The sequence below is a fragment of the Serratia sp. G204Y genome (assembly GCF_051172435.1).
GTDB classification, from domain to species: Bacteria; Pseudomonadota; Gammaproteobacteria; order Enterobacterales; family Enterobacteriaceae; genus Serratia; species Serratia sarumanii.
Genome location: NZ_JBPIZA010000001.1, coordinates 443,137 through 461,040 on the forward strand (window position 1 = coordinate 443,137; position 17,904 = coordinate 461,040).

The following is a 17,904-nucleotide window of genomic DNA, read 5'->3' on the forward strand; positions in this document are numbered from 1 at the left end:
ATGCACCATGATGCACGATCGCAAAAAAGCTGTAACGCAGTCGATTAGCCTCTGTCCAATCTGGCCAATGCAGGCTGCCGAAAAAATTGGACGAATGGTTGGTGAAATAAACCAGGCTAACAATATTATGTCAACCATCTCTTCCACAGCGCAAAACAATGCGATAAAAGGCGGTTTTGCTGCGGAAACCTGGCATGCAGAATCCTTCAACCTTGATGCCATTCTAAAAGATAAAGATGTACGCGCTTTTACGGATCAGTTTAAGAATACCCCGTTGGGGAAAAATCATCAGGTTCATGACATTTTAGTTATGAAGAGCGATGAGCAATTAGTAGGGGCGCAGCTTAAATATTTCCGCAATGCCGAAGAGACACAAAAAGCCTTCCGTTCCACCAAAGATGGTGTTCATCAATATCAGCACAGCGATGTATTTATCGGCCCGGCCGATCAAATTGATGGGATCAAGGATTCAGCCCAACGTACCATACTTAAAAACCAACAAAAGCGCCCGGTTGTATCGGATTCGGCAGAAAAAGTGCGTGATAAAACTGCCGCCTCCATTAAGGCTGAAGGGGTTAAATCGGCGCCGCTTAGCAAACGTGAGGCGGAAACCGTCGGGGCGGGGACACAATCGGGTAAAGATCTGCATGATAAAATGCAGGCCGGATATCTTAACAAAGCGACCATCCAACAAAGTGTGCGCGCTGCGGGTTCTGCGGCTGTGATCACCACTGTCATTGCGGGTAGCATTAATACATTCCAATATGTGCGACAGGTTAAAAATGGTGAAATCACGGTTGAACAAGCCACCGTCCAGATCCTGCAAAACACCGTCATTGCTGCCGGGGATAGCGCACTGAAAGCCGGGGTTGCCACTGCGAGCGTCAGCATCGCCGCACGCTCCTTGCCCGGTTTGTTTGCAGGTACTGTTTTTAAACGTAGTCTCGCCAATGGTGGTATCGCGGGGGCCGCGGTTTGTGCTGTGGATGTTGTACAAAATGTGGTGCTGTTTGCTGCCGGGAAAATTACAGTACAGGAACTAGAGTCTCGTACAGGTAAAGGTCTCTTCCAGACAGGGGCTGGTGTGGCTGGTGCATCTATTGGTGCGGTAGTGGGAGCGCCTGGCGGGCCGGTTGGCATGCTGGTAGGAAGCCTCATTGGCGGCTTGATCACGACCCTTGGTATGAATATCGCTTTGGATAATCACATCGAGAAAAACTTCGAACTTACCCTCGTCAATACAGAACTGGTAGTGAGTAATGGACTAGTAATGCGTGATGCGCTGAGCTATCTGCATCAATCACAAATCTATTACGCCGACTTCCATAAGGGCCTTTATTTATCTGAAAAAAATTTTTCCAGCCAGATAAAAACCATGGAAGCGCAAAGTCTTCGCTTAAAAAATATAATTAATAATCTGTAAGGAACTGAGAAATGACTGCCGAGCAGCAACAACAGATTTTCCATCAACCTTTGGAAGTGGCTGAACAGAAAGTTGTCAATGATTTGGTCAGGCAGCACAAAGCGAACGCGGCGCTTACACAACAGTTGGCATTGGATGCCTCAAAGTTGATTTCCAGTAGCCAGAATCGGTTACAAGACCAGGCGAGTAGTGGTTTTTTCAAACGGTTCCGGGGGGCTTTAAGCGGAAAAAATAATGAGAATGATCTGCTAAATCAATCAGATACTATCCAGATGCAAAAGTTAGCCTGGCATTATCTGATGCAACTCCAGCAGCAAAACCTGATCAATTCCCAGAGCATTGCCATCATTCGCAATAATTTGGGAACCATGAATGAATATATAATTGAAACGCGAGATTTTCTCGAGCAGGCAATTGATAAAATCAACCGCCGACTCGTTCATGTGGAAAACAATACCCGATTTAATAACTGGTCGTTAGATATCGAAGCGAATAAACGTCGCTATAAATCCTACCCAGATAATATTCTGGTGTTAAGCCTGGCCTATGATTTTATGCGCAGACATCAGGATGCTGAACTGGTGACGGCAGATATCAATTATCTGATCGTGACGCTCGAGAAATTAGGCGTTAACTGCGATGAAGAAGTGCGCCTGCTTGATTTCATTATTGAGCTTATCGACCAGATAGATATTATCAGTATCGATCGATACCGTTCGCTCATCGAGCTTTCGGTGGATGAACATGAAATTGACTCACATTTTATTCAAATCAATATATCTGGTATCGGCTTCAACGCTCTCTATTTTCTTTCTGAACAATATGAAAAGATCGTTTCCCTAATTGATGATGACGCGTTGTGTAACAGCGATGAAGCACGTGAGAAGCTGATATCCAGACTGTTTGGTGAAGCATTCTCAGGATTATCAACCATCTATAGCATCCGCGATCTGATTAGCGAAGTGATTGGCGGTAGTCTGGTAACTATTGATATCTATCGGGATATTAATGGATTAAATGCCACTGCACTTGAGGATACGCAGGATGAATCAGCAGAGACGTTGACGCTGGTTTCAGCTTTGCCGGATATTCATCAGCACAGCTTTCTGGACACTACAGACAGCGAAGAGAAAAAATCTCTGTATCTGCTTTTACTCGCACTGAGTATTGAAAATACTGCCTCGCTGACTAGGCAGGGGCATGAGTTTCTGGCGCTTCTTGGGGAATATGCTGGTTGTTCTGCCGTAGTGGGCGATATCACGAGTCTGGCCGATAGTCCTTATAAATATCAGGAATATCAGCAGGCGATGTTGGAACTGCTAGCCGATGATAATGCGCGCTACACCTGGCTTTTTGACGTATTCTTCTTACTGATGCTTTGTGGCAAAAAGATTGAAAATCCACAGGTGATGCGCGTACTCAGCACGCTGAAACCGGCGCAGTTTAAAGACGTTTTTCCTCACATGCAGGTGCTGCTTCAGGAAAATAACGAAGCGAAACTGCTCACCAGCGCAGCGAAACTGACTTCACTGACGCAGGGATGGATTAATATTTTCCGCTATCGCGAGTTGCGATTTAAAAATCAATTCTCGGAGGAGATAAAGCAGCTTAGTACCGCCAGTCTTGCGTGCACTATGCTGAGCTATGACATGCTGAAAGTGACGATGAAATTCGGTGATTACAGCTTCTTCCTTGGGTCGTTTGATGATGATAGCTTCTTGGGAAAAATGGGGGGCGCTGTCGGTGGTTCTGCCTTTGCACTGGGAAGAAAATCGTGTCTCTCTGACGTAAATGATTTACGTAAAAAGGCCCGTGAGTTCCTTTCGTCAAATTCCTCAGCCTTGAATAAGGCCAATGGTATCACCTCTCGCTGGGGGGGGCCGACGTTTGAATATGACAATCAAATCAGTTATTCCGATTATGAGATTGATAACTCTGCAGAAAATGAAGACTGGTATGATCAAATCAGTAAATATCAGGCGCAAATTGACGATTCACTCACGGCCTTTTCAAACGCATGTTCCGATGCTGCCGAACAGCTTGAATTGTTTGCCGGCGGTGAGTTTGATCGCTCAGTCATTCGCATCAAAGAACAGAAACATATCGAGTGGCTACGGCAGAAAGAACAGGAAAAACTCGATAAGCAATCTGTTACGGTGATGAAAGGTGGCAAAGAACACTGCTTTCGGATCGAGTGGCAGGATATCGAAAATCCTCCCTGCGACCCAGAGAATATTCGTCATATCAAGACGGATGGTCAAATTTGGCTAATCGTTGATAATGATGAATGTTTTTATCGTAGTGAGGATCGACTGAGCTGGCAGACGGTTAACCCGGATCCAGTAGAGAAAATACGTTATATAAATAAAATCATCATTGTGGAAGGTATCTGGGTGATTTTCTCCAACTCCGATTCTGGATTCTATTATTCCACTGATGCCCTGACCTGGCAGCAAAGCCAGTTTCCGGATGTGCCGAATACCTGGGATTTTAGAGTGACTGAAGATCTTTTTCATTTTAATGACCTTTGGTTATGGCGGTTTACGGAGCGTAAAGAGTATCAATATAAAGAAGAAGGTTTTTTCTTCGATTCGACGAAAACATCGACTTACGATAAGCCGGTTGTTTTTTGTACCAACAGTCTCAATGCGAAATGGCGTCGTTACGAAGATACGCCGAGTTTTAGCGAAGGGATTGAAATACAACGTCTTTTTTCACTGCCGGGTATCAATTGTTTACTGTCATTTAGCAAATATGACTGGCATTATTTATCGGTGAAGAAGCGCCCTGACACAGAATCTATTATTGAATATCATGTACCGGGTAAAAGCTGGCGAAATTGCACCTGGAATGGTGAGAAGGAGTTCTATAACGATATTGTGGTAACCCGGATGAATGATTCGCTAATGTGCTTTTATTCCCGTTATCTGCTGACTTCAGATAAAGGCTATGAATGGAAACGACACGACAGCGAGCTACACGTCGCCGACTGCTTCCACTTGTCAGAAATCAGCCTGTTCCCGTCCAGCTATAACCGGCAGATGATTTATCTAAGCCATGATGGTGTTGATTTCAAAGAACTCATGATGGATGAGGGGGACTGGCAATATCTTGCGGCTAACGAACAAGGATTGCTTAGCGTCTATTCGCCTAACTCTCACGAAACATTCTTGCGTTTCGGGACCTATATCTGGCTGTCTTAGGGAGACGATGGTATAGCAGTTTTTCTGCATGCCCAGAGTATTCGTTAGCGAACGTTGAGCACCTACTGGCTCGGAAGCAAAGCGGAAATAATTAAATCACATGATTCTGGCACAATATTCGTAACCAGTAAGTGCATACCCTGAACTCGTCAAAGTGTAATTCTCAGGGGGCGAATGACTATACCTCGTTCATCAGTGACAATCATACTTAAATCTCCCACATTGCAGGAGGTTTGAGTATGAAAATGTCACCGTGGAACAAAGAACGTATCATCGGAAAAAAAAACGCTTCAGATATCTCATATTTGGGGGATTCGAATCAGACTTGAACTAGAAGGCAAAACCCGAGGTCTAGCCCTGTTCAACATGGCTTTAGACAGTAAACTTCGGGGATGTGATCTGGTAAAACTCAAGGTATCAGATGTTGCATATGGAAGTACTGTTTCGAGCAGGGCAACGGTGTTACAACAGAAAACCGGGATCCCAGTCCAATTTAAGATAACCAAAGGGACTAGAGAGGCCGTTGCAGCACTCATAAAACTGGGCAATCTGCACAGTAAAGACTACTTATTCCAGTCTCGGGTCGGTACGTGCCAACACATATCAACTCGGCAATACAACCGAATTTTTCATGGGTGGATAGCAAAGCTTGGCCTCGAAGATTCACTTTACAGCACACATTCCATGAGAAGAACAAAACCTTACCTGATATACAAGAAGACCAAGAATCTCAGGGTGATCCAACTGTTGTTGGGCCATAAGAAACTGGAAAGCACAGTCCGTTATCTGGGCATTGAAGTGGATGATGCGTTAGATATCTCTGAATCAATAGAAGTCTAAGGTTGTCAGGACTGCAACAGCAGCCCTGTGCTAGGAGCGGACGTCTTTAAGTCCGCACGAAATTATTGAGAAAGAAGCAATTTAATTATATTGTTATGTTTAACTCACTACTGGAGAATCTTTGTTGGTGACTTTAAGTAGTTTAACGTTGTATAAATGGATGTCTAAGTCATCAAGTTCAATGTGCTTTAGGGCTAGCAAAAGTAGCGAAAGATAGAAGTATCCAAATAAAAAGTTCCACGTTGCAGCGGTAATGGTTTTTGAATTTGCAAAGATACTGTTTAAGCGTGATGCGACATTACCATGAATATTATTATTCCTAGATGCGTACAACAAACCGAATATTAAAAACTCTAATTTATCAATATCATTCGTAAACGCCGCTTTCTTCGGAGTGCTGTTTCCGGCGACATCGAACTGATCGAGTTCTGGATTATTTACTAAAATTCGCTGAAGTTCTTTTCTCACTGCACGAGTTATCATTCGTGATTTTTCCTCATCTTTAATACCAAAGTCTACACTAGTTTTATCTGTTGATTCAGAAATGGTACAAATGCTTGAGTATTTCTTTCCATAATTCCAATATAGATGGTTGTGGATCGTTTTAAATCTTTTTTCGAAAGTTTGATAAGAAGATGATATATGTATTTTTCTAATGCTGGGTAGAGTATCCTCGCTGTTTTTTATTGATATAGCCATGCCTTTTAAAATATAAGACCCTAAGAAGTTTAAGTTCTTATCTGGCAAACGTTTTACGAATTCCACCATAATTTCATTAATTGTTTTGCTCTCATGTTCTTCTGGAAGTATTGCTTTATTATCAACTTTTGAGTTAAGAAAACTGGAGATAAGTGCTAATGAATTATCAATCCCCTTGGTATCTGTCAGCCTATCACCACTAGTGTTTTGTTTGAGTAATAAATCGTTGTAGCTGTTGTTGATGGCTGTCCAAAGATATGAAAATGCCATATCAGGTCGGCGAGGTAAGCATGAGTACGAATCTATAAGTGTGGTGGCAGCAATATATGGGATTTTTTGGGGAGATGCAGCCCAAGATGCCGGATGAAGAAACTTAAAACTTTTAAACCATTGTAGAGAGTTATCTTCAGATGATGGTAATGATTTTTGGTGCTCACTCAAATTGTAGTTTGTTACAAGTTTATATAAATTTACAAGGCGTTCTTCTTCAGTCATGATTTTTCCTGATAATACATTTTTTATCCGCATCAAGCTTTGGCCCAGCCCAAACCCTGCACAAAATATTCTCTATAATATTGCAAAAACTGAGTATATGGCTGGACTATGATAATGATTTTTGTTAAAAAATCAATTTCAACTATGGCATACTAATGTCCTCTCCTCTCCTCTCCTCGCTCGCAGCGGACCTTCAGCTCAGGTAGCTTGTCCGCTTAGTGCTAAAGCGGACGTTGGCTTGAAGCGTCATTTTCTGTGATGCTCGCCAAGAGTAGCGGAGCTATAAAAAAACATTCTAGTCGGTATAATCTCTTCCATATTTTTCTTTTCGGTATCTAACACCATGAGCATGTCAGCATTACAACCGCAGATAGTTAAAGCAATGAAACCAAAACATGGAAAGGATTGGATGTTAGTCCGTGGAGACACGGTTTTCGTCCGCTTTTTAGCTCAAAATGATGATGGTAGTTCTTTTGAAGTGCAAACACCAACGAGGCCCGAAGAGAGAATTCGCATAGGGGATGGTTTGACTATCGGGTACAAGCTGCCAGTAAACCAGAAGCTCCTTTTTTCGGTCGCCGAGACGTTAGCCCAAGAAAATCATCTTCAACCTGAGCATAAAGTAGACCGCTTTCAGAATAATTGCATCTCCATGTTTTCCATTACTATAGATCACGGCAAAACTATACAAGATGAGGTCAACGAGGAATGGGTCACTCGCTTCTTTGAGCTCTTCGATGCTCATGGGATTTCGACGAATACTGGCATGGTCGATATTTATTCTGACCTATGTGTTGAGGATGGCGAAGACGTTTATCTGAGTGATGGTATGTACATGCGCCCGAACGGGACAATTTACGAACGTTGATAATGTAGGTGCGAAAGCATAAATCAACTCCCGGTTGATAGCCGGGATATCACTTAACCATATCCGACAATTAGTTCAAGTAGCCCCACTTCTTCAGGCGAATTTTCGTATTCATGACCACTCTATGATTTAGTTCGCCGCCACGCTCTGGGCTTATTTCCTCTGCTATCTCCTTCTCTCTTCATACATAGACAAAATTCCGCTTTTCGCGCATAACGAACTAAAGTTTCGCCATACCAAATAAGCCTCAGTGCGACGAAACAAATACCGAGGCAGGCTGCGCGGGCGGAATGGCGAAGTGACGCTGCATGCGTTTTATCTCCTCTGCCGGTGGCAGGCCAAACAGACGCTTGAATTCGCGGTTAAATTGCGAGGGGCTTTCATAGCCAACGGCGTAACTCGCGGCGGCGGCGGTGATTTGTTGGCGCACCATCAGCATCCGTGCCTGGTGCAGGCGTACCGATTTCACATACTGCATCGGCGGCATCTGCGTTATCGCCTTGAAATGGCTATGAAAGGTCGGCACGCTCATGCCGGCCCTCATCGCCAGCTGCGTCAGCGTTAACGGCTCCGCGTAAGCGGCATGGATGTGCTGCAACGCTTTACCGATTTTGCCAAACTGGCCCTGCAAGGCCAGCGCGGCACGCATTGCGTTGCCCTGTGCGCCTGTCAGCACGCGGAAGTAGAGTTCACGCACCCGCGCCGGGCCGAGGATTGCCGCCTCAAGCGGGTTAGCCAGGACTTCAAGTAAGCGAAGTACGGCCATTTTTACCGCGCCGTCCATGGGGCTCGACATCATGCTTTGCGGCGCGACGGGAGGATGCGGGGCGCCATGCTGTTCAATCTGCAGCATCAGTTCCGCGACAAGCTGAAAATCCAGATGCATATAAATCGCCAGCAGCGGATGTGCTGCTGACGCGTCGGTTTCCATCACAAACGGCACCGGCACCGAAACCGCCAGGTAGTGCTGCTCATCATATAAATAGGTCTGTTGACCGAAATAGCCGCGTTTGCTGCCCTGGCAGACGATCACGATCCCCGGATCGTAAAGCACCGGCGTTCTGGCAAGCGGGCGATCGGAGCGCAAAATTCGCACATCAGGCAGGGCAGTGAGGTTGTATCCCTCTTGCACCGCAAGTCTATTCATCAGGGTGATCATGTCGGACATCCCACCACCTCATAAAATCAGGCAAGAAAAAGAGAAAATACGGCCTAAAAATGCGGCAGAGCAGAGAATACCATGCAATCTTCATGGTTCATGGGAGTTCTTTTTATGGCATCTGCAAAAACGATTTTAATCACCGGCGTCAGCAGTGGCTTTGGCCAGGCGCTGGCGCGGGAAGCCCTCGCCGTAGGGCATCGGGTTGTAGGAACGGTGCGCAACAGCGAAGCACTGCAGGCTTTCGCCGCGCTCGATACGCAGCACGCTTTTGGCTATCTGCTTGATGTCACGGACGATGAACGTATTGATGAGGTGGTTGGAGAGATAGAGTCCGCCGTCGGCCCGATAGATGTGCTGGTGAACAATGCCGGTTACGGCCATGAAGGCATTCTGGAAGAATCCCCGCTTGCAGAGCTGCGCCGCCAGTTTGACGTCAATGTGTTTGGCGCGGTGGCAATGATCAAAGCCGTGCTACCGGGCATGCGCCAGCGCCGTCGCGGCCACATTATCAATATTACCTCAATGGGCAGTTTCATTACCTTGCCCGGTATCAGCTATTACTGCGGCAGCAAATTTGCACTGGAAGGGATATCAGAAACCTTAAGTAAAGAGCTTGCCCCGTTCAACCTACACGTGACCGCCGTGGCGCCGGGCTCGTTTCGAACGGACTGGGCCGGGCGTTCAATGGTACGCAGCCCTCGCTGTCTCCCGGACTATGACGCGTTATTTGAACCTGTTCGTCAGGCGCGTCAGGAAAAAAGCGGTAAGCAACTCGGCGATCCCGTGAAGGCGGCTCACGCCATGCTGGTATTGATCGAGAGCCAGACCCCACCCACGCATCTGTTGTTAGGCAGTGACGCATTAAGTTTGGTGCGGCAAAAGCTCGAGGCGTTAGGTAAGGAAATTGAACAATGGGAGCAACTTACCCGTTCAACGGATGGCTGAACGGTTTCGGGTAGGGAGAGTGCAGGGGATCATCGACGATGACCGCCCAACAGCAAAAAGCCCGCTCAGGTTTCCCTGAGCGGGCTTCTCTAAATATGGCTCCTCTGACTGGACTCGAACCAGTGACATACGGATTAACAGTCCGCCGTTCTACCGACTGAACTACAGAGGAATCGTGTGAACGGGGCGAATAATAGCGAGGTGCCGTCGGCATGTCAAAGGCGGATTACACATTCTGTGACTGTTTGCTTACAGAATGCGCAACCCGTTGAGTTTTTTGGCAGATTTAGCTCTCTGGCGCCCGCTGCAGGCGCAGCTGATAACGGTAAATGCCGGCGGTGAGCAGGTAATCCCGATGCACGCTCGGGCTCCAGGAATCGTCGCCGCCCACCCCCATGTGGAAGCCGTCCAGATGCAGCCAGGTGCCTGCTTCCGGTTGCAGCAAATGCTGGTGGCTGCAGGCCATCAGCTGTTGCAGGCCGAAGCGGCTGAGCGAGAAGTGGAAGCGGCCGTCGATGCGCCAGCCGCCGTAGCGCAGGCTGCGGGTGTCGCAGCGCAGGCCGTTCTCGCCGGGGAAAATATAGGGCGTGTGCAGATCTGCCAGCGGCAGGCGCCAGCGCCCGTGCTGCGCGGCGAGGCGGCGATCCGGGTAGTTCTCGTGCGGGCCCAGGCCCAGCCATTCCGCCTGCGGTTGCACCGTTGCCAGTTGGCAGTGCAGGCCGATGCGCGCCGGCGGCGGCAGAGTATCGGCCACCTCGACTTCCACGCTCACGCACACCGCGCCCAGCGCGTCGAATAGCCACTGCTTGCGGCTAATCAGCAAAATCTGCCCGTCCACGCCGAACTGGTGTTCGCTCACCACCTGCACGCCGTTTTGCAGCGCATCGGCCTGCAGCCGCGTGCAGCGTTCCTCCAGCCGGTACAGGCCCGACAGCTTCCAGCGTTCGACCCAGGCGTTGGGATCGATATGGTCCGCCTCGCTGACGCCGATGTCGTTATCGATCGGCGCGCGCGCAAAACCGTCGCGCAGCGGCGTCAGCAGCTGCGGCTGCTCATTCTGCCACCACTGCGTCAGGTGGCCGCTGCTGCGCTCGAAGCGCCAGCGCTGGTCGCCGTGGGTGAGGGTCAGCCCCTGATCGTCCTCAATCAGCGTGGGCGGCACGCCCTGCGCCGGCTGCGGGGCGGGATGCAGCGCGCGCGGCACCCGCCACTGATCCCAGGCGCAGCGGTGGTGCGCTTCGGACCAGTCGGTGGCCTGCGGCTGCACCACCTCCACGTTCAGCCACAGTTCGCCGGGCTGATGCAGCATCGGCAGGCGGTCGAGCAGGGTGAAGCGAGCGCTGCCCTGCGGCGCCAGCGCCAGATTGAAGCTGCCGCTGGCGCGCTCCACGCCGTCCAGCTCCAGCCGCCAGTTCAGCTGCTCGTTGTCGGTGTGGCGGAACAGGTAATCGCTGGTGACGGTCAGCGTCAGCGAGGCGGCGTCGAAGGCGAAGCGGAACAGCTGCTGCGCCCGCTGCGCTTCGAACAGCGCCGGGTGCGGGGTGCGATCCGCGAACACCAGCCCGTTCAGGCAGAACTGGCGATCGTTGGGGGTATCGCCGAAGTCGCCGCCGTAGGCCCAGTACTCTTCGCCCTGGGCGTCGCGCCTGATCAGCGCCTGATCGACCCAGTCCCAGACAAAGCCGCCCTGCAGGCGCGGATAGTGGTGGAACGCGCGCCAGTAACGCTCAAAGCCGCCGAAGCTGTTGCCCATCGCATGGGCGTATTCGCACAGGATCAGCGGCCGCTGTTCCTCCGGCAGGCCGATCCACTTGCCGAGCGCCCATTTGGGCACCGCCGGGAACGGCTGATCCTGATCCACCCGCGCATACATCGGGCAGATGATGTCGGTAGCGGCGGTGTCGGCGCCGCCGCCTTCATATTGCACCGGGCGGGTCGGATCCTGGCTTTTCACCCAGCGGTACAACGCGTCGTGGTTCACGCCGTGGCCGGACTCGTTGCCCAGCGACCAGATAATGATGCAGGGGTGGTTGCGGTCGCGCTGCACCATGCGGGTGACGCGCTCGCTCATCGCCGGCAGCCACAGCGGATCGTCAGCCAGGCGGTTCATCGGCTGCATGCCGTGGGTCTCTATATTGGCTTCGTCTACCACGTACAGCCCGTAGCGGTCGCACAGCCGATACCACAGCGGGTGGTTGGGATAGTGCGAGCAGCGCACCGCGTTGAAGTTGTGCTGCTTCATCAGCAGGATGTCGTGGCGCATCGTCGCCTCGTCCATCACCTGGCCGTGGCGCGGATGATGCTCGTGGCGGTTAACGCCGCGGATCAGCAGCGGCTGCCCGTTGAGCTTCAGCAACCCGCCGCTGATTTCTACCTGGCGGAAGCCGACGTCATAGGCCTCCACCTCGATGACCTCCCCCTCGGGTGAGAGCAGGGCGACGGTGGCGCGATACAGCGCGGGCGTTTCGGCGCTCCACAGCGCCGGGCGTTCTACCGGCAGGCGCAGCGTGACGCGATCGTCATAGGCGCCGCGCTCGTCCACGATCTCGCTGCCGAGCGGCTGGGTGCGTTCGGCCACCCGCGCGCCATCGCGCCACAGCTGAACCTGCACCTGCAGCGGGCCGGGCCGGCTGGCGCGTGCCGTCACCACCAGTTCGCCGCGGGTAAAGCGGTCATGCAGCGGCGTGGTGATGCGCACATCGCTCAGGTGCGCGGCGGGTTTGTGCAGCAGGCTGACGTCGCGGAAGATGCCGCTCATGCGCCACATGTCCTGATCTTCGAGATAGCTGCCGTCGCACCAGCGCAGCACCATCACCGCCAGCCGGTTTTCTCCCGCCTGTAGCCACGGGCTGAGATCGAACTCCGCCGGCAGGCGGCTGTCCTGCGAATAGCCGACCCAGTGGCCGTTGCACCACAAATAGAACGCCGAGTTGACGCCGTCGAAGATGACGCGCGTCTGGCCGGCGGCCAGCCAGGCCGGATCGACGCTGAAGGTGCGCGAGTAGCAGCCGGTTGGGTTGTCTTCCGGCACGCGCGGCGGATCGACCGGGAACGGGTAGCGCACGTTGGTATAGATCGGCGCATCGTAGCCGGCGAGCTGCCAGTTGCCCGGCACCGCCAGCGGGGCGGCGTCCGGCAGGTCCTGCTGCAGCCAGCCTTCCGGCGCCGCCTCTGGGCGCGGGAAATAGCTGAAGCGCCACTCGCCGTTCAGCGACCTGCGGCTGGCGCTGGGGGCATCGTCGCGCGCGTCTTCCACCGTGCGCCAGCTGGCGAACGGCGGGTGGGCGTCCAGCCGGCGGGAGTGGGTGCAGGCCGGGTTTTGCCAGTCACGGCGGGCGAGGATCTCGGTCAGGGAAACAAGGGGCGCAGCGGGCATCGGCGATCGTCCAGTCGGCTAGGTGATGTTCACCAAGATGCTGACCGGCGCATAAAAAGTAAAGCGGTTACACGCAACCTTGCAAGGGCGATCAAATAACCGTTAATGCGGTTCGCCGGCGCGGTAGATCCGCTGCGGGCGGCCGACCTTGCCGTAAATGATCTCGGCGCGCAGCTGCTGCGCGGCGGTGCAAAACTCCAGATAACGGCGCGCGGTGGTGCGGCTGAGCCCCATTTTTTGCGCAACGCTTTCAGCGGTGTGGCGCGCGGCGGGTTCGGCAAACAGCGCGCGGACCTTGCCCAGCGTCAGCTCGTCGATGCCGGCGGGCAGCGCCGCCTGCTGTTCGCCGCGGGCGTAGGTGTTGAACATCTCGTCGATGCGGCGCTGGTTGAGGCGCGCTTTGTCCTTCAGCGCTTCGCGGCGCTGGCTGAAGCGCTGCAGGGTCTGGCTCAGCCGGTCATAGGCCAGCGGTTTGATCAGGTAGTCGAACACGCCGTAACGCAACGCCTCGGCCACGGTGGCCATGTCGCTGGCGGCAGTGATGAACACGATGCCGCCGCGATACCCGCTCAACGTCAGTTCGCGCAGCAGGGTGATGCCCTGGCCGTCGGGCAGAAAGTTGTCCAGCAGGATCAGGTCCGGCTTGAAGCGTTCGGTCATGGCGCGCGCCTGCGCCAGGGTGCCGGCCAGCCAAATCTGGCGGCAGCCGCCGTTCTGGCGGATAAACTCCGCGTGCATTTCCGCCAGCGGCGTTTCGTCTTCAACGATCAGGATGTTCAGCCATTCCATAATGAAACCTACTATTGCAATCAAGATGCTAAATGAATGTAAGTAAATTGCGGCGCTAAATAAAGATTATCTCAATAATAAACACCATAAGATTAATTAAGCAAATAAAGAACATTAAATAACTTATTAACCGGAATCGGTTTGTGAAATAGGTCAATAATCGGCGTTTTTTTTCTGTTTACCATTGATTTATCGAACGCGAGACGGCGTTTATCTTCATGGTTTTTAAGGTTTTAATTACCCTTGTTGATGTTAATTAAAATGCCTTTTTGTATTTAATTTGTTGTTTGCCAGTTAACCCAGAGAGCGTGTTATGTTAGGCGATGCCGTATTTAATCGGGTAAAGCGATCGGATCATAAAGCGATTTCGGAAATAAGCGCCTTCTTGCGCAGTAACGATCTGAATATCGACACCACGGTTGAAATATTTATTACCGTTACCCAGCACGACAAATTGGTCGCCTGCGGCGGCATCGCCGACAATATTATCAAATGCGTCGCCATCAGCCCGCTGATGCGCGGCGAAGGGTTGGCGCTGGCGCTGGCGACCGAGCTGGTGAACCTGGCCTACGAGCGCCACCACACTCAGCTGTTTATCTACACCAAGGTGCAGAACGAGCCGCTGTTCCGCCAGTGCGGTTTCTACCCGATCGCCACCGTGCCGGGCATCGTGGTGCTGATGGAAAACAGCCCGTGCCGCCTGAAGCGCTACGCCGCCCAGCTGGCGAGCCAGCGCCGGCCGGGCGACACCATCGGCAGCATCGTGATGAACGCCAATCCCTTCACCCGCGGGCATCAGTATCTGGTGCGTCAGGCGGCCAAACGCTGCGACTGGCTGCACCTGTTTTTAGTGAAGGAAAACACCTCGCGCTTCAGCTATGAAGACCGCCGCCGGCTGGTGCTGGCCGGCACCGCCGATATCCCCAACCTCACGGTACACGAAGGCTCGCAGTACGTGATCTCGCGCGCCACCTTCCCCTGTTACTTCATCAAGGATCAGGGCGTGGCCGACGACTGTTACACCGAAATCGATCTGAAGATCTTCCGCCAGTATCTGGCGCCCGCGCTGGGCATTACCCACCGCTTTGTCGGCAACGAGCCGTTCTGCGCGGTGACCGCGAAATACAACCGCGACATGCGCTACTGGCTGGAAACGCCGGCGCTGCCCAGCCCGCCGATCGCGCTGGTGGAAATCGAGCGTTTGCAATATCAGGGCACGGCGATCTCCGCCTCCTGGGTGCGCAAGCTGCTGGCGGCGGGGGACTTCCACGCCGCCGCGCCGCTGGTGCCGCCGGACACCCTGTACTACCTGCAGGATCTGCAAACGCAGCGCCGGGCCAAGGCGGCCCCGCATCCTTTTGAGTCCGCACAATCAGGTGAATGATGAAAATTATCCGAGAAGCAATGGCCGGCACGCTGGAATCCAGCGATGTCATGGTGCGCATCGCGCCCGCCGAGGGGCCGCAGCACGATCTGTTGATCGCCAGCAGCGTGGAAAAACAGTTCGGCGCGGCGATCCGCCACACCCTGCTGGAGGTGCTGCAGCGTTATGAGGTGGAGCCGGTGCAGGTGATCGTCGATGACAAAGGCGCGCTGGACTGCGTGCTGCGCGCCCGGCTGGAAACCGCGCTGATGCGCGCCTGCGAGGGTGGCCAACTGCCGTGGGAGGCGAAAGATGAAAACGCTGAATAAAACCCGGCTGCGCCGCAGCATGCTGTTCGTCCCCGGCGCCAACGCGGCGATGGTCAGCAACGCCTTTATCTACCAGGCCGATGCGCTGATGTTCGATCTGGAAGACTCGGTGATCCTGCGTGAAAAAGACGCGGCGCGCCGGCTGGTGTACCACGCGCTGCAGCACCCGCTGTACCAGGAGGTGGAAACCATCGTGCGCGTCAATGCGCTCGACTCAGCCTACGGCCTGGCGGACTTGCAGGCGGTGGTGCGCGGTGGCGCGGACATCGTGCGCCTGCCGAAGACCGACAGCGCGCAGGACGTTGTCGACATGGAACGCGAGATCGCCGCCATCGAAGCGGCCTGCGGCCGGCCGGTCGGCAGCACCGGGCTGCTGGCGGCGATCGAATCGGCGCAGGGCATCACCAACGCGGTAGCGATCGCGCACGCTTCGCCGCGGCTTATCGGCATCGCGCTGGGGGCGGAGGACTACGTGCGCAACCTGCGCACCGAACGCTCGCCGGAGGGCATCGAGCTGCTGTTCGCTCGTTGTTCGCTGCTGCAGGCGGCGCGCGCCGCCGGCATTCAGGCGTTCGACACCGTCTATTCCGACGCCAATAACGAGGCCGGCTTCCTGCAGGAAGCGGCGCTGATCAAACAGCTCGGCTTCGACGGCAAATCGCTGATCAACCCGCGCCAGATTGAGCTGCTGCACAACCTGTACGCGCCGACCGCCAAAGAGGTGGCGCACGCGCAGCGGGTGGTGGACGCCGCCGAAGCGGCGGAGCGGGAAGGGCGCGGCGTGGTGTCGCTCAACGGAAAAATGGTCGACAGCCCGGTGATTGAACGCGCCCGGCTGGTGCTGGAGCGCGCCGCGCTGTCCGGCTTACGGGAAGAACCGGCGCAGCACGGGGAGGAAGCATGATGAACCGCCAACAACGATTGATGACCTTCGCCAACCCGGCGGATCTGCCGGGCTATCAGGACGTCTCCAAAGCCAACCTGCAGGCGCGCAAACCGCGCGATCTCAAGCTGTGCGACTCCTTGCAGGAAGCGGTGCGCCGCAGCGGGCTGCAGGACGGCATGACCATCTCCTTCCACCATGCGTTTCGCGGCGGCGATCTGGCGCTCAATCAGGTGATGGAGACGCTGGCGGCGATGGGGTTCCGCAACCTGACGCTGGCGTCCAGCTCGCTGACCGACTGCCATGCGCCGCTGGTTGAGCATATCCGCCACGGCGTGGTGAGCCGCATTTACACCTCCGGGCTGCGCGGCCCGCTGGCGGACGCGGTTTCGCGCGGCCTGCTGGCGGAGCCGGTGCAAATTCACTCGCACGGCGGCCGGGTCAACCTGATCGAATCCGGCGAGCTGAAGATAGACGTGGCCTTCCTTGGCGTGCCGGCCTGCGATGAGTTCGGCAACGCCAACGGTTACAGCGGTGAAGCCTGCTGCGGCTCGCTCGGCTATGCGCGGGTGGACGCCGAGGCGGCGGGCACCGTGGTGCTGCTGACCGAGCAGCTGGTGCCGTATCCGCATCATCCCGCCAGCCTGGCGCAGGATCGGGTGGATCTGATCGTGCAGCTGGAGCGGGTGGGCGACGCCGACAAGATCGGCGCCGACGCCACGCGCATGACCTCGAACCCGCGCGAGCTGCTGATCGCCCGCCGCGCCGCCGAGGTGATCGCCGGTTCCGGCTACTTCACCGAAGGCTTTTCGCTGCAAACCGGCACCGGCGGCGCCTCGCTGGCGGTGACCCGGTTCCTGGAGGACAAGATGCGCGCCCGCGGCATTCGCGCCGCGTTCGCCCTCGGCGGCATCACCTCGACCATGGTGGATCTGCACGAGAAAGGGCTGATCGGCAAACTGCTGGACGTGCAGAGCTTCGATCGGGCGGCGGCGACCTCGCTGGCGCGCAACCCGCGCCATATCGAAATCAGCGCCAACCAGTACGCCAACTTCAGCTCCAAGGGCGCGTCGGTCGATCGGCTCGACGTGGTGGTGCTGAGCGCGCTGGAAATCGACACCGGCTTCAACGTTAACGTGCTGACCGGCTCCGACGGCGTGCTGCGCGGCGCGTCCGGCGGCCACTGCGACACCGCCGCCGCCGCGCGGCTGGCGATCATCGTTGCGCCGTTGGTGCGCGGGCGCATCCCGACGCTGGTGGAGCAGGTGACTACCTGCGTCACGCCGGGCTCCAGCATCGACATTCTGGTGACCGACCACGGCATCGCCGTCAATCCGGCGCGGCCGGAGCTGGCGCAGCGTCTGCGGGAGGCCGGCCTCGAGGTGGTGAGCATCGACTGGCTGCGCGCCCGTGCGCTGCAGCTGACCGGCGAACCGCAGCCGATCGCCTTTACCGACAAGGTGGTGGCGGTGGTGCGCTACCGCGACGGCTCGGTGATCGACGTGGTGCATCAGGTGGCGGAGTAAGCG

General features: G+C 54.4%; 12 protein-coding genes, 1 tRNA gene and 1 pseudogene. 9 read left to right on the forward strand and 5 right to left on the reverse strand.

Annotated features, from left to right (window positions below; genetic code table 11):
• Positions 1-7 precede the first annotated feature (7 nt).
• From ACSBQQ_RS02180 to ACSBQQ_RS02190, 3 genes and pseudogenes are all read left to right on the forward strand, one after another.
• Positions 8-1,423 carry a hypothetical protein gene (locus tag ACSBQQ_RS02180; protein ID WP_060427786.1) on the forward strand — a complete coding sequence of 472 codons (1,416 nt, stop codon included), beginning with the start codon at positions 8-10 and terminating at the stop codon, positions 1,421-1,423.
• Positions 1,424-1,434: 11 nt separating this feature from the next.
• The gene (locus ACSBQQ_RS02185; RefSeq protein ID WP_060427788.1) at positions 1,435-4,626 is read left to right on the forward strand and encodes a hypothetical protein; all 3,192 of its coding nucleotides are present in this window, start codon (positions 1,435-1,437) and stop codon (positions 4,624-4,626) included.
• 239 nt (positions 4,627-4,865) lie between these two features.
• Positions 4,866-5,466, forward strand: a pseudogene (locus ACSBQQ_RS02190) (tyrosine-type recombinase/integrase).
• A 99-nt stretch (positions 5,467-5,565) separates the two neighbouring features.
• Here the strand turns inward: ACSBQQ_RS02190 and ACSBQQ_RS02195 are convergent.
• On the reverse strand, positions 5,566-6,660 hold the full coding sequence (locus tag ACSBQQ_RS02195; RefSeq protein ID WP_140367558.1) for a hypothetical protein: 1,095 nt from the start codon (positions 6,658-6,660) through the stop codon (positions 5,566-5,568).
• Positions 6,661-7,009: 349 nt separating this feature from the next.
• Here ACSBQQ_RS02195 and ACSBQQ_RS02200 point away from each other — a divergent pair, with 349 nt between their 5' ends.
• Complete coding sequence (locus ACSBQQ_RS02200) at positions 7,010-7,528, forward strand: hypothetical protein (RefSeq protein WP_230201439.1); 519 nt, start codon at positions 7,010-7,012, stop codon at positions 7,526-7,528.
• A 247-nt stretch (positions 7,529-7,775) separates the two neighbouring features.
• Here ACSBQQ_RS02200 and ACSBQQ_RS02205 read toward each other — a convergent pair whose 3' ends face one another.
• Positions 7,776-8,696 carry an AraC family transcriptional regulator gene (locus ACSBQQ_RS02205; protein WP_060427794.1) on the reverse strand — a complete coding sequence of 307 codons (921 nt, stop codon included), beginning with the start codon at positions 8,694-8,696 and terminating at the stop codon, positions 7,776-7,778.
• 105 nt (positions 8,697-8,801) lie between these two features.
• Between ACSBQQ_RS02205 and ACSBQQ_RS02210 the strand changes: the two genes are divergently transcribed.
• Positions 8,802-9,635: an oxidoreductase gene (locus ACSBQQ_RS02210; RefSeq protein ID WP_060428221.1), complete on the forward strand. Its 834-nt coding sequence runs from the start codon at positions 8,802-8,804 to the stop codon at positions 9,633-9,635.
• A 96-nt stretch (positions 9,636-9,731) separates the two neighbouring features.
• On the opposite strand, the gene ACSBQQ_RS02215 is transcribed toward ACSBQQ_RS02210, so the two are convergent.
• The 3 genes from ACSBQQ_RS02215 to dpiA form a co-directional block, all read right to left on the reverse strand.
• A tRNA-Asn gene (locus tag ACSBQQ_RS02215) sits at positions 9,732-9,807 on the reverse strand.
• Between the two features lie 114 nt (positions 9,808-9,921).
• Positions 9,922-13,011, reverse strand: coding sequence for a beta-galactosidase (locus ACSBQQ_RS02220; protein ID WP_060427796.1), 3,090 nt, complete (start codon positions 13,009-13,011; stop codon positions 9,922-9,924).
• A gap of 102 nt (positions 13,012-13,113) precedes the next feature.
• Complete coding sequence (gene dpiA / locus ACSBQQ_RS02225) at positions 13,114-13,800, reverse strand: two-component response regulator DpiA (protein ID WP_021505854.1); 687 nt, start codon at positions 13,798-13,800, stop codon at positions 13,114-13,116.
• 313 nt (positions 13,801-14,113) lie between these two features.
• On the opposite strand from dpiA, the gene citC reads away from it, so the two are divergent.
• Genes citC through citF form a run of 4 tightly spaced genes read left to right on the forward strand, consistent with a single transcriptional unit; the run spans position 14,114 to position 17,901 of the window.
• Positions 14,114-15,184 carry a [citrate (pro-3S)-lyase] ligase gene (citC, locus tag ACSBQQ_RS02230; RefSeq protein ID WP_004940809.1) on the forward strand — a complete coding sequence of 357 codons (1,071 nt, stop codon included), beginning with the start codon at positions 14,114-14,116 and terminating at the stop codon, positions 15,182-15,184.
• Entirely contained in the window at positions 15,184-15,492 is a 309-nt protein-coding gene (gene citD, locus ACSBQQ_RS02235) for a citrate lyase acyl carrier protein (RefSeq protein ID WP_019452464.1), read from the forward strand. The genes citC and citD overlap by 1 nt, the downstream gene beginning before the upstream one ends.
• A complete protein-coding gene (gene citE / locus ACSBQQ_RS02240) occupies positions 15,476-16,396 on the forward strand; it encodes a citrate (pro-3S)-lyase subunit beta (protein ID WP_016927085.1) in 921 nt (306 codons plus the stop codon). Before citD ends, citE begins: the two co-directional genes overlap by 17 nt.
• The gene (gene citF, locus ACSBQQ_RS02245; RefSeq protein WP_028130661.1) at positions 16,396-17,901 is read left to right on the forward strand and encodes a citrate lyase subunit alpha; all 1,506 of its coding nucleotides are present in this window, start codon (positions 16,396-16,398) and stop codon (positions 17,899-17,901) included. The genes citE and citF overlap by 1 nt, the downstream gene beginning before the upstream one ends.
• The last annotated feature ends 3 nt before the right edge of the window (positions 17,902-17,904 follow it).